We start from the raw sequence: 22,772 nt of genomic DNA on the forward strand, positions 1-22,772 counted from the left end.
CAGCCCTGAATGCTCGAAGAAGACGGTTTCAGTGCCCGGCCAAGGGCAGTACCCCCTGGGTCCAGGGCCGGTAGCGCAACGAGAACACTGCCCGCGGATGACAGTCGCTGCGCAACTGCGGTGGCGCTGCCACGGCAGTGAAGGGCTGGCCGGCGGCGCTGGTCTGGCGAAAGGCTTCGTTGACGATGCCGATGCTGCAGGGCAGGGCATCCTCGTAGTGCTGGCGCACCAGCGGCGCCAGGCGCCCGGTGCCGGCGCCGTCCTGCCACCAGACCTGAAGCTTGAGGCTGGCCAGCTGCTCGAGCCAGCGGGCATTGACTTGCGGGCTCAGGCGCGCGGCGCTGAAAGCGCTGATGTGCAGCGGCGCATCCAGGCGGCGATTGAAGGCCTGTAGCTGGGTGTACAGCGCCTGGCGGCGGTCGGCACTGTGAAAGTGCAGGTCGTCCAGCTCCATCGGCAGGTACCAGCCGGCCACCGGCAACTGCCAGTCCTGGCGGATCTTGCGCTGCTGGGCCAGGGAATTGCCCAGTTGCGCGCGCCAATAGGCGGCCAGGCCGGCGCCATCGAGTTCGTCGATGCGCTGGTAATAGGCGGCGTCCATGTACAGTCCCAGCACCAGTTGCAGGCCCTGTTCGTGGGCCAGGCGCAGGCTGTTGGCCAGCCAGCCCCGGGCACCGCCGAAGTCGCTGTCGCCATAGGCGCTCCACTGCACGATCAGGGTCTTGCCGCCCTGGGCCGCAGTGGCTTGCCACAGCGCGCGCCACTGCGCCTCGCTCAACTGCGCGTCGCGGTTCAGCGGTTGGTAGAACAGGCGCTCGTCGGCAGTTGCCTGCAGGCTCAGGACGAACAGCATCACAGCGATCAAGCGGCGCATCAAAAGGTCAACTCCGCACCCAGCAACACGCCGTTGGCGTGTTCATAAAGATTGCCGCCCAGCGACTGCTGGTATTCGGCGCGTACTTTCAGCGAACCGCGATAGGCGTTGTAGCGGTCGTCGTCGAACCACCATTGCCAGCGCAGGCCCAGGCCGGTGCGTAGGTCCTGGCGCCAGTCGTTGCTCGGGTCCTGGCTTGAGAACTCGAGAAAACCATAGGGCATCAGGGTTTGTGGCGAGGCGCTGGGCAGCTTCCAGGTGTGCCCGCGCTGGTAGCGCGACAGCCATTGATGGTCGCCGGCGCGGGTCCACCAGGCGGCATCGAGGTAGAGGAAGCGCTCGTCCCACTCGTCCTCGTCGACCCGCCAGTCGTTGCGCCATTTGCCCTGGTCGAGGTACGAAGCGGTGGCGCGCAGCAGCAGGTCGTTGCTCGACTCGGCATGGCCGCGCAGGTCGCCATAGTTGTCGCCGACCTTGCTCGGGCTGAGCAACTGGCCAAGGCTCAGGCCGCCGTAACGGGCGTCGTCGATCTGGCGCTGGTGGTATAGCTCGGTGTACAGGTTCAGGTTGCTGGTGCCCAACGGCTTGTAGCGCAGGCCGACGCCGGTGCCCATGCTCTGCGCATAGTCGTTGCGCCCGCTGCCGCCGAACAGCACCCGGCCATAGACCGAGAAGGTGCTGCCGTTGCGGCTCGGCTCTTCGCCCAGGGCGTGGTCCCACATCGCCAGTTGCACGTTCTGCGAACTGGCGCGGCGGTCCTGGCGGTCATCACGAAAGTTGTCGTTGGTCGAGACGCCGGCCGGTGACCAGGTGCTGGCCAGGGTGAAGCTGTCGCGCCGCGACAGCGCCTCGTGGGCGCGGCGCTGACGGTACTTGCGCGCGTCCAGGCTGCCGAACTGGTCGTCGCCATCGACCAGGTCGTGTTCGACATCCAGTACCCGGCGCAGCTCTTTGCGGGCCGCCGCGCTGTTCTCGACTTCGTCGTAGCGCCAGGCCAGGGTTTCGCCGATCCGGTAATCCTCGGGGAAGGCCTTGGCGGCGCGCTCAAGGTAGGGGATCGAGCGGTCGCGGGTTACTTGTTGTTCCGAGCCCGCCAGGCGCATGCCGTAGTCGGCGCTGTAGCGCGGCTGCTCTGGCGCCAGGCGCACGGCCTCGGCAAGCCAGGCGGTGCTCTGCGCCAGGTCGCCGTTCTGCGCGGCGGTCACCGCAGCGCCATAGTAATGGTCGGGGCGCGGTTGCTGCGCGAGGGCCTGGCGCTGGTAGTCCATGGCGTCGTGGACCTGGTAGTCGCGCTGGGCGATGGCCGCGCCCAGCGCCCAGTCATCGGCCGTTACCGGCGTTGCCTGTTTCCAATAGGTGTATGCCAGGTGAGGATTGTCGGCGTTCAGCGCACTGCGCGCGGCGGTAAGCCGGGCGTTGGCGGTCCACTCGCTGTCGGCCAGAGATTTCCAGATCGGTTGCGCCGCGTAGGAATCGCCGGCGGCTTCCAGGGCGTAGGCCAGCGGCAGGCGGCTGCCGGTATCGCCCAGGTCTGCGGCGGCCTGGTAATAGACCACCGCTTCGCCAGGGCGCTCGGGCATGGCGCAGCGGCCCAGGGCACGCAACTGGCCGACTTCGCTGGGTGTGGCGGGGATCGCCTGGCGGACCGTGTCGCACTGCCCGCGCTCGGCCAGGCGGGCGAGCAGCAGGGCGCGGTTGGCGGCATCGACCCGCGGGATCAAGGCGGCCATTCGCCGGCTGTCGAGCGGCGCATCGTCGGCACTGTAAAGCCCGGCCAGGCGCTGCAGCAAGGGTTGTGGCAAGCGGCCCTGGCGGCGGTCGTAGGCCTGTTCGAGCAGTTGGCGCACATGCTCCTTGCGGCCCTCCTTGAGCTGCAGGAAGCTCGCCTGTTCGAGGGCCTGCAGGTCGCCGCTCTGGCGGTACAGGCGCTCCCACATCTGTGCGGAACGCGCCTCGCCACCCGGGCCCTGCAGGCGCTGGTTGAGTACCAGCCAGGCTTTGGGGTTGTCATCGGCGCGGCAGCCTTTGAGCTGCTCGCGGGCGGCCTGCCGGTCGTGGCGCGACAGCCATTCGGTGGTTTCCAGGCATGGCCGGTTCAGCTCGTTGCTGAGCCGCCGTACCAGCGCGGCATCATCGCCCTGGCGCGCCAGTTCCCACAGCTGCCGGCGATTGGCCGGGTCGTGCAGGTCTTGCTCGGGCAGCGACTGCAGCCAGCGCTGGGCCAGCTCGGTGTGGCCCATGGCAATTGCCCGGTTGGCCATGGCCAGGCGGGTCTGGCGGGCGATCTCGGGGGTGGGCGCCTGCTTGAGCAGTTGTTGCAGTGGCGCCTCGTCCAGGCGTTGCACGTAGGCGTTGGCCAGGCGCTGCCAGTCTTGCGCCGGCAGCTCGCCGCGCTCGGCCAGCGGCGCCAGGGCGGCGATGGTCTGGCTCCAGTTGCGCAGTTGCTCGGCCCAGTTGGCCCGGGCCAGGCGCAGGATGTTGTCGTCGCCATGGGCCGGCAGGTGGTTGAGCCACTCCAGGGCCTTGGCCGCGCCACCGAACTTGGCCAGGCTCAGGCTGTAGGCCTGCCACAGGCGGATACGCTGGTTGAGGCTGCTGGTGGCGATCCAGCCCTCGACCCGGCTTGCGGCGGGTGGGGCCTGCTCGATCCAGGTCAGGCGCAGCTCCAGCAGGGCGTCGGCGTCGCTGCTGCTGGCGGCTTCGGCCAGTTGCTCGGCTTCGCGGTAGCGGCGCTGATGGGCCAGGGCCTGGATCAGCAAGGCGCGGGCTTCGCTGTTGTTGGGTACCCGCTCGAGCAGGTGGCGGGTCAGGCGTTCGACTTCTTTCCAGTTGTCGGCCTTGGCCTCGCGGTAGCTGCGTTCAAGGAAGGGGTAGCTGCGAAAGCGTTCGAAGTCGCTAAGCGGCGCGGCCAGGCCGTGCACGGTGTAGAACGACAACAACAAACTGGCCAGCGTCAGCGGCGGGCGCACACTCATGCCACCTCCCGGGTCAGGTCATAAGCGGCTTGCTGTTCTTCGAGCTGCTCGGCGAGGGCGTCTTGCAGTACCGCTTCGCTGATGATGCCGCGGGCAATCAGGTGCTCGCCCAGGGACATGTGCTCCGGGTTGAAATCGATCAAGGCCTGGTTGAACAACGTGGGGGGGACCATGCCGCGCACCTGCAACAGGGTGCCGAGCATGATTTGGTGGTGACTGACCCGCTCAAGCAACGCGGCATCGTCCTGATGCTTTTCGAGAACCGCGAGCATGTGCCGGGTCTCCTCCTTCTGCCAGGGGCTGGGGTAGTGGTAACGCAGGCCGAGGGTGACCCGGCCCTGGGGCGCCAGGCGATATTGCACCGGGCGCTTGAGTTGGCGGCTGATGACCCCGAGGGACACCTGGCTGACCGGGCCTTCGCTGGCCAGGATCAATGTATCGCCGTCTTGCGCTACCGGCAGCACCCCGTAGTGCACTGCCAGGCGGCGGGGCAGCAGGGTAATCAATTTGCGCTCAAGTTTGAATGGATTTAATGGCGCCCAGGGTAAATCCAGTTGTTCGGCCAGAGTTTGCACCAGTTGCTCGCTGGTCAACAGCCCGCGCAGCAGCAGTTCGCGGCCCAGGCGCCGGCGCACCGGGCTGGTGATTGCTGCCTGTAGCTGCTCCTCGCTGATCAGCCCCTTGGCCACCAGGCGCTGGCCCAGCGGTGTACGCGCCGGCGTGCCGAGGGCGGGGAACTCGTGGGTGGTCTTGTCCCAGGCCACGCGGCGCGAGTCGCCCATTTCCATGACCTGGCGCAGCGCCCGCAGGTTGGCGAAGAAGTTGACGAAGTTGCTCCACATCATCCGCGGCGCCGACAGCAGCCCCTCGAAGATGCCGTAGTAACGGGTGACGAAGAAGCCGCGCTGGAACAGGCGGTTGATCAGCAACAGGCCGTTGAGCCAGAGCAGGGTCATCAGCAGCGGGCTGTCGCTCAGGATCGACTGGAAGCGCCAGGCGTTGGGCGCCAGCATTGTCACCAGCCACATGGCGATCAGCACCAGGAACAGCAGGTTGACCAGAAAGCTCAGCAGGTAGGCGAACAAGCCGCGGCGGTCGCGCCAGAGAAAATAGTTGAGTGCGCCGGTGCGGCTCCAGCCCAGGTTGCTGGTGCCCTGGAAGACAATGCCGACGATCCACCGCGACTTTTGCCGGATCGCATGTTGCCAGTCGCGCGGAAAGTGCTCGCGCACGCAGATGACCTGGGCAAATTCTCGGCTCATGCCCCAGCGCCAGTCGCGCTTGAGCGCCAGTTGCGGGTCGCTCATCGAGTAGCGGGCGAAGATGCACTTCATGCCCTTTTGCTTGAGGCGAAAGCCGATGTCGTAGTCTTCGGTCAGGCTCTGCACGTCGAAGGCAATGCCGTCGCCGTCTTCGAGCAGGGCGCTGATCGCCTTGCGGCTGAAGCAGGTGCCGACCCCGGCGCTGGGCACCTGGCCGGTCAGCGCTTCGCGCACGATCACGTCCTTGCCGTGGTTCTCGGCGAACTCGTCGACGTAGTGCCCGGCGGTAAAACCGCGCCACTCGGGGGCGAAGGGGTAGACCGGGATCTGGATCATGTCCTTGTTCGGCAGCAGGTAGTTGTACAGCCGCAGTTCCATGGGCGAGATCACGTCTTCGGCGTCGTGCAGGATGAAGCCGGCGAACTCGATGCGCGCGTCCTGCTCAAAGCGCAGGATCGCATCGATGATGTTGTTCAGGCAGTCGGCCTTGCTGGTCGGCCCGGGCCGCGCGCACACCACCTTGTGCACGTTGGGGTAGTGCAGGCACACGGCGTCGACGTCGGCCTGGGTCTGCGGGTCGTTGGGGTAGGTGCCGACGAAGATCTGGTAGTTTTCGTAGTCGATGGTCGAGGCCGCCAGGCGCGCCATCTCGCCGACCACGCCGACCTCGTTCCAGGCCGGGACCATGATCGCCAGGGGCTTTTCCGCGACCTCGAACAGACGTTTCTCGTCGGCCTTTTCGTACTTGTCGTAGATGCGAAAGCGGCGAATCAGCTTGCGGCCCCAATAGACGATGTCGATGAACAGGTCATCCAGGCCGAGCAGGAACATCAAACTGGCAAGGACGATGGCCAGCAGCTTGAGGCCGAACAATACATAGGTGAAGAAATCGACCCAGGCCAGGCTCATGCCTCGTCTCGCTCAGCGGCGTTTTCCTCGAGCCAGCGGCTCAGGCGTTCGGCGATGCGTTCGCTGGCATGGCCGTCGCCGTAAGGGCTGAACACCCGGCTCATGCGTTGGTAGGCCTCGCTGTCATCGAGCAGGCGGCTGGTTTCCTTGACGATGCGTTCGGTCTGGGTGCCCACCAGCATCACCGTGCCGCCTTCGAGCACTGACGGCCGCTCGGTGACCTTGCGCAGCACCAGCAGGGGCTTGCCGAGTGCCGGCGCTTCTTCCTGGACGCCGCCCGAATCGGTGAGGATCAGGTAGGCGCGGTCCATCAGCCAGACGAAATGCTGATAGTCCTGGGGCGCCACCAGGAGGATGTTCGGCTGATGCGAGAGCAGCGCGTACACGGCTTTTTGCACCTGCGGGTTGAGGTGCACCGGGTAGACGAACTGCACGTGCGGGTAACGCAAGGCAAGTTCGGCCAGGGCCAGGCAGATGCGTTCGAAACCCTGGCCGAAGTTTTCCCGGCGATGGCCGGTAATCAGTACCAGGCGCTGGTCGTCGCGCAGTTGCGCCAGCGGCGACTCGGGCGCAGGTTTCCACTGGCTCTTGTTCAGGTGCTCGCGCATCCACAGCAGCGCGTCGATCACGGTGTTGCCGGTGACTTCGATGTGCTCGAGCACCACGCCTTCGCGCAGCAGGTTGTCGCGGGCCTTGGTGGTGGGCGGGAAATGCAGGTCGGCGATCACCCCGGTCAGGCGCCGGTTGGCTTCCTCGGGCCACGGCGCCTTGAGGTTGCCGGTGCGCAGCCCTGCCTCGACGTGGCCGATGGGGATCTGCCGGTTGAACGCCGCCAGCGCGGCGATGAAACTGGTGGTGGTGTCGCCGTGCACCAGGACGATGTCGGGCTGGATGCGTGCGTAGGTGTCGTCGAGCTGTTTGAGCAATTGCTGGGACAGGCCGTTGAGGGTCTGGTTCTGGGTCATCACCTTGAGGTCTTCATCGACGCTCAGGCCAAAATCGTGCAGCACTTGCTGGAGCATTTCCCGGTGCTGGCCGGTGGAGCAGATGTTCAGCTCGATATCCGGCCACTGGCGCAACACCTGGGCCAGCGGGGCCATTTTGATCGCTTCCGGGCGTGTGCCAAACACCATCATGACTGTGTACGCCATTGTCCCGCTCCTCGTCCGTCCTTTTCTGAGAAGTTGTACGTTCTGCCGCTCTTGTAAGGTTTAGATACAAGCAGTAGAAGGCGGGGTTGTCCAATGGGCGGCTCAGCGATTGCTCAAGGCCCCAGCGAGACTGCCAGCCAGTCGAGAAACGCCCGCAGCGCAGGTTCGCGCTCGCGCCCCGGCAACCACACGGCGCTGTACTGCGCGGCCGGCAAGCGCACCTCAGGGTGCCACGGCTGCAGCACACCCTGGCGCACACTGTCGGCCACCAGCACGTTGCTGGCCAGCACCAGCCCATAGCCGGCCGCGGCTGCCTGCAGGGCATGGTGCTCATCGTCATAGTGATGAAAACGCGCCCGTTGCAGCCAGTCTTCACACCCGGCCAGGGCGCACCAGCGGGCCCAGTCGATGACTACGCCACTGACCGAAGTCCACGGCACTTCAAGCATCGACAGCGGCAGATTGGCAGGCGGCGGCTGCCAACCGGGCGGGGTGTATACCGAGAAATGCTCGGCCAGCAATGGCAACCGCTGCAACGCCGGATCAGGATTGAATTCGGCACGCAAGGCCAGGTCGAAACGGTGCTCGCGCTGCAGGTCGACCATCTCGTTGCCGGTCAGCACCCGCACCTGGATGTCGGCATGGCGGCGATGGAAATCGCCCAGCCGCGGGATCAGCCATGCACTGGCGAAGGCCGCGGTGGTGGTCAGGGTCAGTTGCTGGCGATCACAGGGCGGTTGCAGGTCGTCAAGACTTTGCTGCAGGTTGGCCAGGCCCTGGTGCACCTGCAGGTACAGGCGCTCGCCGGCGTCGCTGAGCCTGACACCCTGGCGGCTGCGCTCGAACAGCAGCAGGCCCAGCTGCGATTCCAGGCGTTTGATCTGGTGCGAAACCGCCGCAGGCGTGACTGCCAGTTCGTCGCTGGCAGCCTTGAAGCCGCCCAGGCGGGCCGCCGATTCAAAGGTGCGCAGGGCAGTCAGGGGCAGTTTGCCGAACACGGTGCTCAAGCCAATTGAGGGAGGCTCAATTTAGCTCAATTGAAGCATCGCCTCAACGCCGCTAGGGTGGGGCTTCATTGACGTTCAGGGTGGCAGATATGCAAGGCAAGTCGCGCAAGGTCGTCCAGGCCATTCTCTACGAAACCATCGCCGTGCTGTGCGTGGCGCCGGCGCTGTCCTGGGCCTTCGATGCCGGCATGGCCCACTCCACGGTGCTGTCGCTGATTCTGTCGGCGGTGGCCCTGGCCTGGAACATGTTCTACAACTGGGCGTTCGAGCACTGGGAAGCCCGCCAGGCCCAGCGCCAGCGCACCCTGTGGCGACGCTTCCTCCACGCCCTGGGCTTTGAAGGCGGGCTGGTGCTGATCCTCTTGCCGGTGGTCGCCGGCTGGCTGCAGATCAGCCTGTGGCAGGCGCTGCTGACCAACCTTGCGCTGTTCGCATTCTTCTTTGTCTATGCCTTCGTGTTCCAGTGGGCCTTCGACCGGGTGTTCGATGTGCCCGATTCTGCCCGCGAGCCTGCTTGACTTTGCCTGGGCGGCTGCGCTAGTTTCGCTGGCATGAACACATTCCTGCAGTCGCCTCAGCACAGCATTATTACCGCCATTATCGTTTTGGCGGGCTAGCTGGCACTTGCACCGAACCCGCCCTGGAGGCGGGTTCTTTCTCTCTCTCCTGGGCACTTTAAAAAAACCAGGAGTCACCGATGACCAGCCTTGCCGTTAGCCCCCGCACACCTGCCGCGCCGCTGAACCTGCTGTCTGACTACGTGCGGCGCATTCTTGCGGCGCCGGTGTACGACCTGGCGATCGAAACGCCCCTGCAAGCGGCGCCGGCGCTGTCGCGCAGCCTTGGCAACCAGGTGTTGCTCAAGCGCGAAGACCTGCAGCCGACCTTTTCCTTCAAGATCCGCGGCGCCTACACCCGTCTCAGCCGCCTGAGCCCGGCCCAGCGCCAGCGCGGGGTGATCACCGCGTCCGCCGGCAACCACGCCCAGGGCGTGGCGTTGGCCGCCCGCGAACTGGGCATGCGCGCCACTATCGTGATGCCGACCACCACCCCGGAGCTCAAGGTCGAAGGCGTGCGTTCGCGCGGTGGCCAGGTGGTGCTGCACGGCGAAAGCTTCCCCCACGCCCTGGCCCATGCACTGAAACTGGCTGACAGCGAAGGCGCGACCTTCGTGCCGCCGTTCGACGACCCCGACGTGATCGCCGGCCAGGGTACGGTGGCCATGGAGATCCTCCGTCAGCAACCCGGCGCGCTGGATGCGATCTTCGTTCCGGTCGGTGGCGGCGGCCTGATCGCCGGCATCGCCGCCTACGTCAAGTACCTGCGCCCCGAGGTCAAGGTGATCGGCGTCGAGCCGCAGGACTCGAACTGCCTGCAAGCGGCCATGGCCGCCGGCGAGCGGGTGGTGCTGGCCCAGGTCGGCAGCTTTGCCGAAGGCGTGGCGGTGGCGCAGATCGGCGCCCATTGCTTCGAGTTGTGCCGCCACTATGTCGATGAGGTCATCACCGTCAGCAGCGACGAGCTGTGCGCGGCGATCAAGGACATCTACGACGACACCCGCTCGATCACCGAACCTTCCGGCGCTTTGGCCGTGGCCGGGATCAAGAAGTACGTGGCCCGCGAAGGCGCCCAGGGTCAGACCCTGGTGGCGATCGACTCCGGTGCCAACGTCAATTTCGACCGCCTGCGCCATGTTGCCGAGCGCGCCGAACTGGGCGAGCAGCGCGAAGCGATCATCGCCGTGACCATCCCCGAGCAGCCGGGCAGTTTCCGCGCCTTTTGCCAGGCCCTGGGCAAGCGCCAGATCACCGAGTTCAACTACCGCTACTACCCCGGCAAGGAGGCGCGACTGTTCGTTGGCGTGCAGACCCATCCGCAGACCGACCCGCGCGACCAGTTGCTGGCCAGCCTGCGCGAACAGGGTTACAGCGTGCTCGACCTGACCGACAACGAACTGGCCAAGGCCCATGTGCGCCACACCGTGGGCGGGCATGCCGGGCCTGGGGCGGACGAGCGCGTGCTGCGCTTTGAATTCCCCGAGCGTCCGGGGGCCTTGCTGGGCTTTCTCGAGCGCCTGGGCAAGCGCTGGAACATCAGCCTGTTCCACTACCGCAACCACGGCGCCGCCGAAGCACGGGTGTTTGCCGCCCTGGAAGTGCCCCAGGACGAACAGCCCGGCCTGCCCGCAGCGCTGGACGCCATGGGCTACCGCTACTGGGACGAAAGCGACAACCCGGCCTACCGGCTGTTCCTCGGCTGACTCAGATCAACACGGGGCAGGGCAGACAGGCGGATCCTCATGGCAAAGGAACATTGCATGAGGATTTCGCCATGAGCAGCACGTTTTTCATCCCCGCCGTCAACATCATGGGCATCGATTGCCTCGAAGAGGCGATGGCTGCCATTGCCGGATACGGCCTGCGCAAGGCCCTGATCGTCACCGACGCGGGCCTGGCCAAGGCCGGGATTGCCGAGCGCATTGCCGAAATGCTGGCGATGCGCGACATCGACTCGGCGATCTTCGATGGCGCCAAGCCCAACCCGAGCATTGCCAACGTCGAGCAGGGCCTGGCGCTGTTGCAGCGTGAACGCTGCGACTGCGTGATTTCCCTGGGCGGCGGCTCGCCCCATGACTGCGCCAAGGGCATTGCCCTGTGCGCCACCAACGGCGGGCATATCCGTGATTACGAAGGGGTGGACCAGTCGGCCAAGCCGCAACTGCCGCTGATTGCCATCAACACCACCGCCGGCACCGCCAGTGAGATGACCCGCTTCTGCATCATCACCGACGAAGCGCGCCACGTGAAAATGGCCATTGTCGACCGCAACGTCACACCGCTGCTGTCGGTCAACGACCCGGCACTGATGGTCGGCATGCCCAAGGGCCTGACCGCGGCCACCGGCATGGATGCCCTGACCCACGCCATCGAGGCCTACGTTTCCACTGCCGCCACGCCGATCACCGACGCCTGCGCGATCAAGGCCATCGAGCTGATCAGCGACAACCTGCGCCAGGCCGTGGCCGACGGCAGCGACCTCAAGGCCCGGGAAAACATGGCCTACGCCCAGTTCCTCGCCGGCATGGCGTTCAACAACGCCTCGCTGGGTTACGTGCATGCCATGGCCCACCAGCTCGGTGGTTTTTATGACTTGCCCCATGGCGTGTGCAACGCGGTGCTGTTGCCCCATGTGCAGCGCTTCAACGCCAGCGTCAGCGCTGCGCGCCTGCGCGATGTGGCCAAGGCCATGGGCGTGGATGTCAGCGCCATGAATGCCGGGCAGGGCAGCGATGCCGCCCTGGCGGCGATCGAGCAGCTGTCGCGGGCCATTGATATCCCGCCGGGGCTGGCGGTACTGGGGGCCAAGGAGGCGGATATTCCGACCCTGGCGGCCAATGCCCTGAAGGATGCCTGCGGTCTGACCAACCCGCGGGTGGCCAGCCAGGCAGAGATCGAGGCGATCTTTAAAGCAGCCTTTTAACAGCATCGCGGGGCAAGCCCGCTCCTACAGTGTAGGAGCGGGCTTGCCCCGCGATGAGGCCCTCAAACCACCAGCGACAACAGCATGATAAAGATGATGCCGACCACCGAGAGGATGGTCTCCATCATGCTCCAGGTCTTGAAGGTCTCGGCCACGGTCATGTTGAAGTACTGTTTCACCAGCCAGAAGCCGGCATCGTTGACGTGCGACAAAATCAACGAGCCGGCGCCGGTCGCCAGTACCAGCAGCTCGCGGTTGACCCCCGGCATCATGCCGATCACCGGCGCAACGATGCCCGCGCCGGTAATGGTCGCCACCGTCGCGGAACCGGTGGCGATACGAATCACCGCCGCCACCAGCCAGGCCAGCATGATTGGCGAAATCTGTGCCTGCACGGCCATCTGCCCAATCACGTTGCCGACCCCGGTGTCCACCAGCATCTGCTTGAAGCCACCGCCGGCACCGACGATCAGGATGATCGCCGCCGTGGGCGCCAGGCTCTGGTCAAGCAGCTTCATGATCTGCTGGCGGGAAAACCCGCGCGCCGCGCCAAAGGTGTAGAACGCCAGCAGCAAGGCGGCAAGCAGGGCGCTGATCGGGTGGCCGATCAGGTCCATCCATTGGCGCACGATGTGCTCGGCCGGCAGCACCACGTCGGCGAAGGTTTTCAGCAGCATCAGGAACACTGGCAGCAGCACGGTGATCAGGGTGATGCTGAAGCTGGGCAGGTTCTGCTGGTCGGACTCGCGGGCGATCTGCTCCATCAGCTCCTTGTTGGGGTTGCCCGGGATGTATTTGGAGATGAAGTTGCCGTACAGGGGACCGGCAATGATCGCCGTGGGCAGGGCGACGATCAGCCCGTAGAAAATGGTCTTGCCGATGTCGGCATTGAAGATGCCGATCGCCAGCAGCGGCCCGGGGTGCGGCGGCACCAGGCCGTGGACCACCGACAAGCCGGCCAGCAGCGGAATGCCGATCTTGATCAACGACACCCCGGAGCGCCGGGCGACGATGAACACCAGCGGGATCAACAGCACGAAGCCGATCTCGAAGAACAGCGGAATGCCCACCAGGAAAGCGGCGAACATCATCGCCCAGTGCACCTTCTGCTTGCCGAAGGCGCGGATCAGGGTCTGGGCGATCTGGTCGGCGCCGCCGGAGTCGGCCATCAGCTTGCCGAGCATGGTGCCCAGGGCCAGGACGATGCCGACAAAACCCAGCACGCCACCGAAGCCGTCCTGGAATGATTTCATCACCTTGGCCACCGGCATCCCCGAGGTCAGGCCGAGAAAACCGGCCGCCAGGGTCAGGGCGACAAAGGGGTGGACCTTGAAGTGGGTAATCAGCAGCACCAGGCCGATGATGGTGACCACCGCATCGAGCAGCAGGTAGGTATCAGTTGCCAAACCAAACATGGTTCAGTGCCTCGTATTGTCATTGTTGTGGGCGGAACTATTACAGCGTTTACGGGTCGAGACAGCGCTATCTTGGGTGAGCCGAAAAAACAGCCAGGGTCAGGCCGTTCGCGCCAGCAGCGGTTCACCGCAGGGCTTTAGCCACTGGTCTACCTCGATGGCCAGCTTGTCTACCGCCAGGGTGGCGTCCAGCGCCAGGGTCAGCGGCTCGCTGTTGGGCCGTTCGAGGGCGGCGAACTGGCTGTCGATCAGGCTGGCGGGCATGAAGTGGCCGGGGCGGGCGAGCACGCGGCGGCTGGCTTCAGCGGGGGTGAGATCGAGAAACACGAAGCCCAGGTCCGGCACGGCATGGCGCAGGGCATCGCGGTAGCGCTTCTTCAGCGCCGAGCAGGTGAGGATCGGACGCTCGCCGGCCTTCAGGCACGCTTGCAGTTCCTCGCCCAGGCGAATCAGCCAACCGGCACGGTCGTCGTCGTCCAGGGGGATGCCGGCACTCATTTTCTGGATATTGGCAGCGGGGTGGAAGTCGTCGCCTTCGATCAGGCGACCGCCGCTAAGGCCTGCAATGGCAGCACCGACGTAGCTCTTGCCACAGCCAGCGACGCCCATGACCACAATCGCGGAGAGGGGTGGGTTCATCGGTACCTCCTGCAGGGTAAGATAGCGCTATCTTGAAGCGAGACGGCTAACGTCTCGGGCGCTTCCCACCCAGATGTTATTGATTTTGTAAAAGCAGTCTGGATGCTCATTCCTGGCCTCATGCAGTTTTGCATTGCCTGTGGTCTGAGACAGCGCTACCTTAGTGCCCGTTCCCCATTCTTTGCAAGTCGAAAATAAAACCCCTCATGACCCGCATTGGCTCTCGTACTACCGGTCGTCCCACCCTGGCGGAAGTTGCCAGGCTTTCCGGGGTTTCCCCGATCACCGCTTCGCGGGCACTGCGCGGGGTCAGCACGGTTGCCCCTGAGCTGGTGGAAAAGGTCCAGGTCGCCGCCGCCAGCCTCGGCTATGTGGCCAACCCGGCTGCGCGGGCACTGGCCTCCAAGCAGAGCCAGTCGATCGTGGTGTTGATCCCGTCGCTGTCCAACCACCTGTTCATCGACACCCTCGAAGCCATTCACGAGGTTATGCGCCCTCGCGGTCTTGAAGTGCTGATCGGCAACTATCACTACGATATCGCCGAAGAAGAAAACCTGATCCGCAACTACCTGGCTTATCAGCCGCGCGGCATCCTGCTCACCGGTTTTGACCGCAGCGACGCCGCCAAGCAGATGCTCGCCGCCAGCGGCGTGCCGTGCGTGCACATGATGGAGCTGGGCGGCGAAGGCCAGGCCATGTCGGTAGGGTTTTCCCAACAGGAAGCGGGCAGGGCGGCGGCGCGCCATCTGCTCGAGCGCGGTTGCAAACGCCCGGGCTTTATTGCCGCGCAACTTGACCCACGGGTGATGCAGCGCGCCGAAGGCTTTCGCCAGGCCCTGGCCGAAGCCGGCCTGGATGCCCACGGCCGCGAGCTGCTGGCGGCGCAACCTTCATCGATCGGCCTGGGCGGCGAGCTGTTTGCCCAGCTGCTGCAGCGCCATGCCGATGTCGATGGCATTTTCTTCTGTAACGACGACCTGGCCCAGGGGGCGATTCTTGAAGCCTTGCGCCAGGGCATCAAGGTGCCGCAGCAGGTGGCCATGGTCGGTTTCAACGACCTGCCGGCTTCGGCGTACATGGTGCCGCGCCTGACCTCGATCCGCACCCCGCGCGCGGACATTGGCCGTTGCGCCGCGCAGGCGCTGTTGGGCCTGCTTGATGGCAAGCGCAGTCAGTTGCAGTGCCAGGATCTGGGCTTCGAACTGATGGTTCGCGAAAGCAGCTGAAACCGCCAGTCGGCGGGCGCTGCAAGGTGATGTCAGAGTGCTTGCACGGTGCCAATCGCCATCTATGCTCAGCAAATCCCGAGCATGGAGTGTTACAAAATGTTTGATTTGCATCGTAAGTCCGATCTGGCTGAAATCGAGCGTTGCACCCAGGCCCTGGGCCAGATGACTGCCAAGTTGGCGGCAATCAGCCGCTCGATGGCGATGATCGAGTTCAGCCCCGACGGGGTCATCCTCGACGCCAACGAAAACTTCTGCAAGACCATGGGCTACGGCGTCGAAGAGATCCGTGGCAAGCATCACCGCCTGTTCTGCGACGAAGCCTTCGGCAAAAGCGAGGAATACCGCCAACTGTGGCGTGACCTGAACCGTGGCGAGCCACGCAGCGGCACCTTCGCCCGGATCGACAAGCGCGGCCGCGAAGTCTGGCTCGAAGCCAGCTACATGCCGGTGCTTGGCGCCCAGCAGCAGGTCACCAGCGTCATCAAGGTCGCTTCCGATATCACCCAGCGGGTGCAGCACGAGCACGAGACCGAGAGCCTGATCAACGCCATCAGCCGCTCGATGGCAATGATCGAGTTCACCCCGGATGGCAAGGTCATCGACGCCAACCAGAACTTCCTCAATACCATGCACTACCGCCTCGACGAGGTGGTGGGCAAGCACCACAGCCTGTTCTGCCACAAAAGCGAAAGCGAGTCGGCGGCCTACAAGGCCTTCTGGGCCTCGCTCAACCGTGGCGAGTACCATTCCCACCGATTCGAGCGGGTCAACAAGCTCGGGCAGATGGTTTACCTCGAAGCCTCCTACAACCCGATCTTCGACACCCGTGGGCGCCTGTACAAGGTGGTCAAGTTCGCCAGCGACATCACCCGCCAGGTCAGCACCCAGCAGACCGCCGCCGAGTCGGCCCATGCCACTTCGGTGCAGAACGACGCCTGCGCGCGCAAAGGCTCGCAGGTGGTGCAGCAAACCGTACAGGTGATCGAGGAAATCTCCCAGGACCTCAACGCCGCCGCGCGCAGTATCGATGCGGTGAGCAAACAGTCGGAACTGATCGGGCAGATCGTCCAGACCATCCGCAGCATCGCCGACCAGACCAACCTGCTGGCCCTCAACGCGGCCATCGAAGCGGCCCGCGCCGGCGAGCACGGACGCGGTTTTGCGGTGGTCGCCGATGAGGTTCGCAACCTGGCGGCGCGCACCAGCAAGGCGACCCTGGAGATCGTCGAAGTGGTGCGCCAGAACCACGACCTGTCGTTGACTGCCGTGGCCAGCATGCAGTCGAGCCTGAGCCGCACGGGCCTTGGCGTGGAGCTGGCCAACGAAGCCGGTGAGGTGATTCTGGAAATCCAGCAGGGCTCGCAGCATGTGGTCGATGCGATCAGCCAGATCAACTCGACCTTGCAGTTGCACTGACGCGCTGATTGAGCTCGGTCTCGAGGGTCTGCAGGCTCAGTTCCAGGGCCCTGGCCAGGGCCTGGAGGTGCTCGATACCGGCGTCGCCGACACAGGCTTGCTCAAGCGCTTCGCAGCGCTGCACCACGCCCCGGGCCTTGAGCATCTTGGCGCCGCCCTTGATCCGGTGAGCCAGGCTGCGCAAGGCATCGCGGCTGGGCGTCGGGCCGAGGGCGCGCAGGGCCTTGAGGTCATCGCCGTTGCTCTGGGCCAGTTCCCGTAGCAGGCGTTCGACCAGTTGCGGGTCGCCCAGGGTCAGGTACCTGAGGTTGTCGACCTCGAAGCCGCTGGCATGTGCTTCAAGGTTATCGCTTGCCACTACCGGCGCAGCCGGGCTGTCGATGCCGGTCAGGTGACGGCGCAGTTCATTGAGGCCGATCGGCTTGAACAGGCAATCGTTCATGCCGCTGGCCAGGCAACGCTCGCGCTCTTCGGCCTGGGCGTTGGCGGTCAGGCCGAGGATCAGGCAGGGCTGGCGTTGCTGTTGCTGCTCCTCATTGCGCAGACGCCGTGCCAGTTGATGGCCGTCCATGCCGGGCATGTGGCAATCAGTGATGACCACCTCGAACTGCCCCTGCAGCCACAACCCCAGCGCCGCCTGGCCATCGCCGGCCTGGCTGACCTGATGGCCGAGCACGCTCAACTGGCGCTCGAGCAGCATCAGGTTGGCCGGGTAGTCGTCCACCACCAGGATGTTCAAGGCCTGCGTGGCTGGCGCTTGCTCGATCGGCGCCACCGGGGCGTGCACCACCGTCGCCAGCGCCAGTTGCAACTCGATATCGACGCGGGTGCCGCGGCCCGGGCTGCTGCTCAGGCTCAGGCGGCCGCCCATCAGCTCGCACAGGGTGCGGCTGATCACCAGGCCCAGGCCGGTGCCCTGGCGCGCGGGTTGCTCGCCCACCTGGGCAAAGTTGTGGAACAAGCGCGCCTGGTCTGCAGCGCTGATGCCGATGCCGCTGTCTTGCACGCTCAGCAGCACCCGACGCAGTTGCCCGGGTTGCGCCGGGCCGTAGCGCAGGGTGACTTGCACCTGGCCCTGCTCGGTGAACTTCAGGGCATTGCCCAGCAGGTTCGACAGCACTTGCTTGAGCCGCAGCGGGTCGACCATGAGGCCTTCGTCGAGGGCCTGCAGGTCGGTGACCAAGGCCAGGCCCTTGAGTCGCGCATTGCCCTCGAACACGCGCACGGTGGCGGCGACCAGGGCGGTCAGGTCGGTGGCTTCGGCGTTCAGTTGCATGTGCCCGGACTCGATGCGGGCGATGTCGAGAATGTCGCCGATCAGCGCCAGCAGGCCGTTGGCCGAGTCGAAGGCGACCTGCAACGACGCACGATCGGCGCGGCCCTGTTCGGCGTCCTTGACCGCAAGCTCGAGCAAGCCGATCACCGCGTTCATCGGCGTGCGGATTTCATGGCTCATGGTCGCCAGGAAGGTGCTTTTGGCGCGGCTGGCATCGTCGGCCTGGTCCTTGGCCAGGCGCAGCTCTTCGAGCAGGCGTTTGCTGAAGCCCAGCTCATGTTGCAATGCCTGCTGGGCTTCGCTGCGCTGGCGGATCAGGTTGCGCAGGTAGCGGTTCCAGAACACCACGCAGGCGATCAGCAGGCTGGCGACGATAACGATCTGCAGCATCAGCGAGCGGTAGTTGTACCAGGGGCTGTCGCTGATCAGCGCGTTGGTGCGCCAGCGGTTGGTCAGTTGCGCCAGCTCGTCCGGCTCGATACTCAGCAGCGCCTTGTCGAGAATTCCATGCAGCTCGGGCGCCGAGCGTGAGGTGGAGAAGGCACCGATCACCGGTTGATCGCCGAACAGCGAAGCGATGCGCAGGCGATCCTTGAACAGCCGGCTGATGAAGTAGGCGGCGTTGATCTGCGAACTGATGGCGGCATCGGCCTGGCCCTGGGCGACATGCTCCATCAGTGACAGGGGATTATCGACCTCGATCAAGCGGACTCCGGGGAAGTTCGCCTGTAACAGCGGCTTCAACGGATAGTCGCGGATGATCGCCAGGCGCTTGCCGTTCAGTTGTTCGATACCTTGCACGGCGTCAGGTTCGGCGCGAGTGACCAGTACCCGCGGGCTGAGCATGTATGGCCGGGTAAAGCGCAGGCGGGCCTCGCGCTGTTTGCTGGGGACCAAGGTACTGGCAATGTCGGCATCTCCCTGTTCAAGCAAGGCGATGGTTGCGGCACCAGGATCGGCTTCGATGAACTCGAACTTAAGGCCAGTACGCAAGCTGATTTGTTCCAGCACGTCGGCGCTGATGCCGCGCAGTTGCTGTTGGTCGTCATAAAAGGTCAACGGCGCGTAGTACTTGTTGAATACTACCCTGGCCACCGGGTGCTGCTCGATCCACGCTTGCTCCTGACGACTTAGCGGCAGGGCCCCGCGGTTGAGCAGCATGCTGGTGCTGCCACTGCTCCAGCGGCGCAGGATGTTCAGACGCTCGGTTTCACTGGTGACGGCCAGCGACTGGTTGAGCAAGCGCAGCAATCGGTCGTTGCCCAGGGCCAGGGCAAAGGCGAAGGTTTCGCGCTCGTGCCTGACGAAGTGCGAGATCTGCACACTTTCCTGAAAGCTCTTGCCGATCAGGTAGTCACTGCTGATGGCATCGCCGAGAAAGGCATCGGCCTGGCCCAGCGATACCGCCGACAAGCCGGCCATGGTCGAGGAGTACAGCTGCAGGTGGGCCTTGGGAAACAGGTGCTGGACCTCTTCATCCGGCAGGTAGTGATCGACCATCGCCAGACGCAGCCCGTCCAGCTCGTCATCGACGGCGCGGGTCTTGCCCTGGGGCGTGACGATGACTGGCAAGTCGTCGGCATAGGGTTGGCTGAGCACCAGTTGCGCATCGGCAGCCTCAAAGCCATTGGAACTGCCGAGCAGGTCGATGGCCCCGGTGTGCAGGGCAGTGATTGCCTGTTGACGGCTGTTGTAGCGGCGAACCTCGACAGCGATGCCCAGCAGCTCGCTGATCAGCCCGGCGTAGTCGGCGGTCAGGCCTTCGTATTCGTTCTGGCTGACATTGATATCGAAAGGCGGGTAGTCCGGGCTCGAGGTTCCCAGGCGCAGCACGGCTTTTTCCTTCAGCCAGCGCCGGTCATCTGCTGACAGGGCGACGCCTTCGCCGCCGACCACCGAACGCGCCAGTAATGTACGTGGCTCGCCGGGCTCATCGGCCAGGCTGCTGTCGAGCAGCAACAGCGGCAGGCAGCCCAGCACCAGGGCCAGCAGAGCAGGGCGGATGTTCATGACGGGCTCAGATCACCTGGTTACGAGTGGCCAGAGCCATTAACTCGACGAAAGATCCTACCTGAAGTTTCTCCATGATCCGGCTTTTGTAGGTGCTGATGGTTTTCGGGCTCAGCAGCATGCGTTCGCCGATGTCGTTGTTCGACAGCCCGGCCGCGAGCATGCGCAGCACTTCCATCTCGCGGTGCGACAGGCTGCCCAGGCGTTCTTCTTCAGAACCCAGCGGGCCACGGTTGGCCGACATGTCGGGGAAGGTCGAGTAGCCTTTGACCATGGCTTTCAAGGCGAATACCAGCGCTTCCAGGTCCTCGTCTTTGTGCACGAAGGCGGAGCTGCCGGCATCCAGGCAGCGACGGGCGAACAAACTGGCCGGTTGCCCGGTGAGGACCATGATTTTCGGGGTTTTTTCCAGCAGGTGCAGGCGCTTGATCACGCTCAGGCCATCGAGCCCGGGCAGGCCGATATCCAGGATGACCACATCGGGGCGCAGTTCGCGGGCCATCTGCACGGCAGCCACGCCGTCACCGGTTTCACCGACGATTTCGTAGCGTTCACGCTCGAGCAGCATGCGCACCGCAAGGCGAATCGTGGGGTGATCATCGACGATCAGTACCGAAGGCATTGGCACAACTCCTTGACGAAGAGGGTAGGCCGTTTCCTGAATCATTCAGGAAGACGAGTCGGGCCGGAGCCGGCGAGCCGCCAACGATACGTCGAATCAGGTTGCAAGAGTATGGGAAGTATAGAGGCGTTGAAAATTGTGGTAGGAATTGTAGAAAATTCCTACGCGTCAGTTAGATAAAGGCCGCTGCGCGGCCTATCGCCGGCCTTGCCGGCGATGGCTGCAAAGCTGCCCGCTGATTCAGAACGAGGTGGTAAACGAGGCGAAGTACGCCCGGCCTGCTTCGTTATAGGTCAGCGCCCCGGCTTCATCGGAGTTGCCCTCGCGGTACAGGCGCTTGTCGAACAGGTTGTTGACGCCCACGCGCATGCTCAGGTTCTTGGTGAACTCGTAACCGCTGCTGATGCCGACAATGCCATAGGGATCGACGTCCTTCTGCACCTTCTTGTCCAGGGTTTCATTGGCCCGGGCGTTGTAGGTTGGCGCTTCCTGCTTGCCGTAGTAGGTGCCGTTGAGCTGGAACGACAGCTTGTCGGTGACATTCCAGTCCAGGGTCGAGTTGACCGTGTACTCGGGGATGATGCTCAGTGGCTCGTCGGTTTTCTTGTCCTTGGACTCGATCATGTAGGTGAAATTGGTGTTCCAGTCCAGCGCCGGAGTCAGCTCGACGAACAGGTTGCCCTCGACCCCTTGCACCACGGCTTTGCCGGTGTTTTCCCAGCGCAGGATGCGCCGGCCGTTGGGCAGGCGGAACAAGGTCTGGTTGCCGGCCTCGATCTTGTTCTTGTAGTCGTTACGGAAGTAGGTAGCGCTGGTGCGCCAGGTGCCCTTGTCGTAGGCCAGGCCCAGCTCCTTGTTGACGCTGGTTTCCGGGTCGAGGTTGGCGTTGCCCAGCAGGTAGCAGCCGCCTTCGTTGAGCTCGCCGGAGTTGCAGCCGCCGCCACGGCTGTACAGCAGGTAGTTGGGGTTGGCCTGGTACAGGTTCGGGGTCTTGTAGGCGCGGGCGATGCCGCCCTTGATGCTCAGAGCCTCGGTGATCTGGTGCGAGGCGTTCAGGCTCGGGCTCCAGTTGTCGCCGTAGTCTTCGTGGTGGTCCAGGCGCAGGCCGGGGGTGACGATGGTGTTTTCACCGACTTCGATATTGTCCTCGGCGTACAGGGCAAAGCTGCGCGCGGTGGATTTGGTCTGGGTGCGGTCAAAGCCCGGCAGCTCGGCACCCGGGTCATAGCTTTGCGGGCGCAGCGAACCTGGGTCGTTGAGCGACTCGTAGAGGTACTCGCCGCCCAGTGTCAGCACCTGCTCCAGGCCCATGCTCAGCGGCAGGTTGACCTCGCCGGTGGCGCGGGTGTTGCGCAGGCGCGACTCGAAGCGCCCGGCACCGCCCGATGGCGCGCCTTCGCCCCAGCCGGCCAGGCCTTCGTTGAGACGCTCGTTGCGGGTCAGGTCGTAGGACAGCGAGGCGGTGGAGGTGCCCCAGTCGTAGTCGCCACGGTGGGTCAGGGCAAAGCTTGAGCGCTGCATGACGTTGGTTTCCTTGCCCACCTGGCTCTCGACGAACTCGCCGCCGGCGTTGAGCATGGTGTCGCCGGCAAAGATGTTGCCCTGGCGGCTGTAGCTGGACTCCAGGTCGACGGTGTTGGCCGGGTCGATCTTCCAGCTCAGCAGGCCGTTGATGTCCTTGTTGCGCACACCTTCGCGGCCGGCCATCAGCGATTCTTCATAGGCCTGGTGCGCCGAGTTGATCTTCATGTCGTCGGCGTCGGTCTTGTTCAGGTTGCCGTACACGCGAAAGATCAGGCTGTCGGTGAGCGGCCCGCTGAGGCTGAAGTTGACCCGCTTGCCGGTACCTTCGGAGTCGTCCTCGGGGAGCATGGTGTAGAGGGTCATCGAGCCGCGCAGGTCCTGGGTCGGGCGCTTGGTGATGATGTTGACCACACCACCCATGGCACCCGAGCCGTAGCGTGCGGCAGCCGGGCCGCGGAGGATCTCGATGCGTTCGACTTCTTCGGCCGGCACCCAGTTGGTTTCGCCGCGGGTGTCGCGGTCGCCGCTCCAGCCGTAGCGCACGGCGTTGCGCGAGGTCGACGGCTTGCCATCGATGAGGATCAGGGTGTTTTCCGGGCCCATGCCGCGCAGGTCGATCTGGCGGTTGTTGCCACGCGCGCCGCTGCTGCTGTTGCCGGTGAGGTTGACCCCCGGCTCGCGGCGGATGATGTCGGAAAGATCGTTGACCGGCGGACGCTTCTTGATGTCTTCAGCGGTGATGATCGACACGCCTGGCGCTTGCTTGAGCTCCTCTTCGGCGGTGCCCAGCACCCGGGTGTTCTCCAGCTCGATCGCCTGCCGGCTGCCGTCCACTGGCAGGTCGGTGGGCTGCACCTGGACTTCGTCCGGTTGCAGCTCCAGGGGCGCTGCGGCCAGTGCCGTGGAACCCAGGGTGGCCAGCAAGGCAATGCTCAAGCGGCTGAGGTTGAAGCGCGACACCATGTCAGATCTCTCCTGAAACA

At 64.7% G+C, this 22,772-nt stretch carries 14 protein-coding genes and 2 pseudogenes; 6 read left to right on the top strand and 10 right to left on the bottom strand.

Annotated elements, in window-relative coordinates; all coding sequences use genetic code 11:
- Positions 1 to 28 precede the first annotated feature (28 nt).
- The 5 genes from LOY37_RS12160 to LOY37_RS12180 form a co-directional block, all read right to left on the bottom strand.
- The gene (locus tag LOY37_RS12160; RefSeq protein ID WP_045198696.1) at positions 29 to 874 is read right to left on the bottom strand and encodes a DUF4434 family protein; all 846 of its coding nucleotides are present in this window, start codon (positions 872 to 874) and stop codon (positions 29 to 31) included.
- On the bottom strand, positions 874 to 3,849 hold the full coding sequence (locus LOY37_RS12165; protein WP_258717004.1) for an NfrA family protein: 2,976 nt from the start codon (positions 3,847 to 3,849) through the stop codon (positions 874 to 876). The genes LOY37_RS12160 and LOY37_RS12165 overlap by 1 nt, the downstream gene beginning before the upstream one ends.
- Positions 3,846 to 6,020 carry a cyclic di-3',5'-guanylate-activated glycosyltransferase NrfB gene (gene nrfB / locus LOY37_RS12170; protein ID WP_258717005.1) on the bottom strand — a complete coding sequence of 725 codons (2,175 nt, stop codon included), beginning with the start codon at positions 6,018 to 6,020 and terminating at the stop codon, positions 3,846 to 3,848. Before nrfB ends, LOY37_RS12165 begins: the two co-directional genes overlap by 4 nt.
- Complete coding sequence (gene wecB, locus LOY37_RS12175; RefSeq protein ID WP_093383410.1) at positions 6,017 to 7,171, bottom strand: non-hydrolyzing UDP-N-acetylglucosamine 2-epimerase; 1,155 nt, start codon at positions 7,169 to 7,171, stop codon at positions 6,017 to 6,019. The genes nrfB and wecB overlap by 4 nt, the downstream gene beginning before the upstream one ends.
- 113 nt (positions 7,172 to 7,284) lie before the next feature.
- Positions 7,285 to 8,169 (bottom strand): LysR substrate-binding domain-containing protein, encoded by an 885-nt coding sequence (locus LOY37_RS12180; protein ID WP_258717006.1) that lies wholly within the window; start codon positions 8,167 to 8,169, stop codon positions 7,285 to 7,287.
- Between the two features lie 98 nt (positions 8,170 to 8,267).
- On the opposite strand from LOY37_RS12180, the gene LOY37_RS12185 reads away from it, so the two are divergent.
- From LOY37_RS12185 to yiaY, 3 genes are all read left to right on the top strand, one after another.
- Positions 8,268 to 8,696, top strand: a complete 429-nt coding sequence (locus LOY37_RS12185) for a PACE efflux transporter (RefSeq protein ID WP_045198705.1) — start codon at positions 8,268 to 8,270, stop codon at positions 8,694 to 8,696.
- Between the two features lie 179 nt (positions 8,697 to 8,875).
- Entirely contained in the window at positions 8,876 to 10,438 is a 1,563-nt protein-coding gene (gene ilvA / locus LOY37_RS12190; RefSeq protein ID WP_195883898.1) for a threonine ammonia-lyase, biosynthetic, read from the top strand.
- 71 nt (positions 10,439 to 10,509) lie between these two features.
- Positions 10,510 to 11,658 (top strand): L-threonine dehydrogenase, encoded by a 1,149-nt coding sequence (yiaY, locus tag LOY37_RS12195; RefSeq protein WP_258610534.1) that lies wholly within the window; start codon positions 10,510 to 10,512, stop codon positions 11,656 to 11,658.
- A gap of 62 nt (positions 11,659 to 11,720) precedes the next feature.
- Here yiaY and LOY37_RS12200 read toward each other — a convergent pair whose 3' ends face one another.
- Together LOY37_RS12200 and LOY37_RS12205 are read right to left on the bottom strand one after the other, a co-directional pair.
- Complete coding sequence (locus LOY37_RS12200) at positions 11,721 to 13,073, bottom strand: GntP family permease (RefSeq protein WP_045198708.1); 1,353 nt, start codon at positions 13,071 to 13,073, stop codon at positions 11,721 to 11,723.
- Positions 13,074 to 13,172: 99 nt separating this feature from the next.
- On the bottom strand, positions 13,173 to 13,712 hold the full coding sequence (locus LOY37_RS12205) for a gluconokinase (protein WP_093383393.1): 540 nt from the start codon (positions 13,710 to 13,712) through the stop codon (positions 13,173 to 13,175).
- Between the two features lie 206 nt (positions 13,713 to 13,918).
- Here LOY37_RS12205 and LOY37_RS12210 point away from each other — a divergent pair, with 206 nt between their 5' ends.
- From LOY37_RS12210 to LOY37_RS27570, 3 genes and pseudogenes are all read left to right on the top strand, one after another.
- On the top strand, positions 13,919 to 14,938 hold the full coding sequence (locus LOY37_RS12210) for a LacI family DNA-binding transcriptional regulator (RefSeq protein WP_258717007.1): 1,020 nt from the start codon (positions 13,919 to 13,921) through the stop codon (positions 14,936 to 14,938).
- A 198-nt stretch (positions 14,939 to 15,136) separates the two neighbouring features.
- Positions 15,137 to 15,820 (top strand): annotated as a pseudogene (locus LOY37_RS27565) (PAS domain-containing protein); the annotation flags it as partial.
- A gap of 105 nt (positions 15,821 to 15,925) precedes the next feature.
- A pseudogene (locus LOY37_RS27570) lies at positions 15,926 to 16,357 on the top strand (methyl-accepting chemotaxis protein); the annotation flags it as partial.
- Here LOY37_RS27570 and LOY37_RS12220 read toward each other — a convergent pair.
- The 3 genes from LOY37_RS12220 to LOY37_RS12230 all read right to left on the bottom strand — a co-directional run bounded on the left by LOY37_RS12220 (position 16,332) and on the right by LOY37_RS12230 (position 22,752).
- The gene (locus LOY37_RS12220; RefSeq protein WP_258717009.1) at positions 16,332 to 19,643 is read right to left on the bottom strand and encodes a transporter substrate-binding domain-containing protein; all 3,312 of its coding nucleotides are present in this window, start codon (positions 19,641 to 19,643) and stop codon (positions 16,332 to 16,334) included. The pseudogene LOY37_RS27570 and the gene LOY37_RS12220 sit on opposite strands and share 26 nt — an antisense overlap.
- A gap of 7 nt (positions 19,644 to 19,650) precedes the next feature.
- Entirely contained in the window at positions 19,651 to 20,265 is a 615-nt protein-coding gene (locus LOY37_RS12225; RefSeq protein WP_258717010.1) for a response regulator transcription factor, read from the bottom strand.
- Positions 20,266 to 20,505: 240 nt separating this feature from the next.
- The gene (locus LOY37_RS12230) at positions 20,506 to 22,752 is read right to left on the bottom strand and encodes a TonB-dependent siderophore receptor (RefSeq protein ID WP_258717011.1); all 2,247 of its coding nucleotides are present in this window, start codon (positions 22,750 to 22,752) and stop codon (positions 20,506 to 20,508) included.
- Between the last annotated feature and the right edge of the window lie 20 nt (positions 22,753 to 22,772).

Source organism: Pseudomonas sp. B21-012 (assembly GCF_024749305.1).
Taxonomy (GTDB): Bacteria; Pseudomonadota; Gammaproteobacteria; order Pseudomonadales; family Pseudomonadaceae; genus Aquipseudomonas.

What these genes read in the sequence shown, in the direction of transcription:
- LOY37_RS12205 (WP_093383393.1), bottom strand. Translation starts at nt 13,712, where the DNA reads ATGAACCCACCCCTCTCCGCGATTGTGGTCATGGGCGTCGCTGGCTGT.
- ilvA (WP_195883898.1), top strand. Translation starts at nt 8,876, where the DNA reads ATGACCAGCCTTGCCGTTAGCCCCCGCACACCTGCCGCGCCGCTGAAC.
- LOY37_RS12225 (WP_258717010.1), bottom strand. Translation starts at nt 20,265, where the DNA reads ATGCCTTCGGTACTGATCGTCGATGATCACCCCACGATTCGCCTTGCG.
- LOY37_RS12200 (WP_045198708.1), bottom strand. Translation starts at nt 13,073, where the DNA reads ATGTTTGGTTTGGCAACTGATACCTACCTGCTGCTCGATGCGGTGGTC.
- LOY37_RS12230 (WP_258717011.1), bottom strand. Translation starts at nt 22,752, where the DNA reads ATGGTGTCGCGCTTCAACCTCAGCCGCTTGAGCATTGCCTTGCTGGCC.
- LOY37_RS12160 (WP_045198696.1), bottom strand. Translation starts at nt 874, where the DNA reads ATGCGCCGCTTGATCGCTGTGATGCTGTTCGTCCTGAGCCTGCAGGCA.
- LOY37_RS12185 (WP_045198705.1), top strand. Translation starts at nt 8,268, where the DNA reads ATGCAAGGCAAGTCGCGCAAGGTCGTCCAGGCCATTCTCTACGAAACC.
- wecB (WP_093383410.1), bottom strand. Translation starts at nt 7,171, where the DNA reads ATGGCGTACACAGTCATGATGGTGTTTGGCACACGCCCGGAAGCGATC.
- LOY37_RS12220 (WP_258717009.1), bottom strand. Translation starts at nt 19,643, where the DNA reads ATGAACATCCGCCCTGCTCTGCTGGCCCTGGTGCTGGGCTGCCTGCCG.
- LOY37_RS12165 (WP_258717004.1), bottom strand. Translation starts at nt 3,849, where the DNA reads ATGAGTGTGCGCCCGCCGCTGACGCTGGCCAGTTTGTTGTTGTCGTTC.
- LOY37_RS12210 (WP_258717007.1), top strand. Translation starts at nt 13,919, where the DNA reads ATGACCCGCATTGGCTCTCGTACTACCGGTCGTCCCACCCTGGCGGAA.
- yiaY (WP_258610534.1), top strand. Translation starts at nt 10,510, where the DNA reads ATGAGCAGCACGTTTTTCATCCCCGCCGTCAACATCATGGGCATCGAT.
- nrfB (WP_258717005.1), bottom strand. Translation starts at nt 6,020, where the DNA reads ATGAGCCTGGCCTGGGTCGATTTCTTCACCTATGTATTGTTCGGCCTC.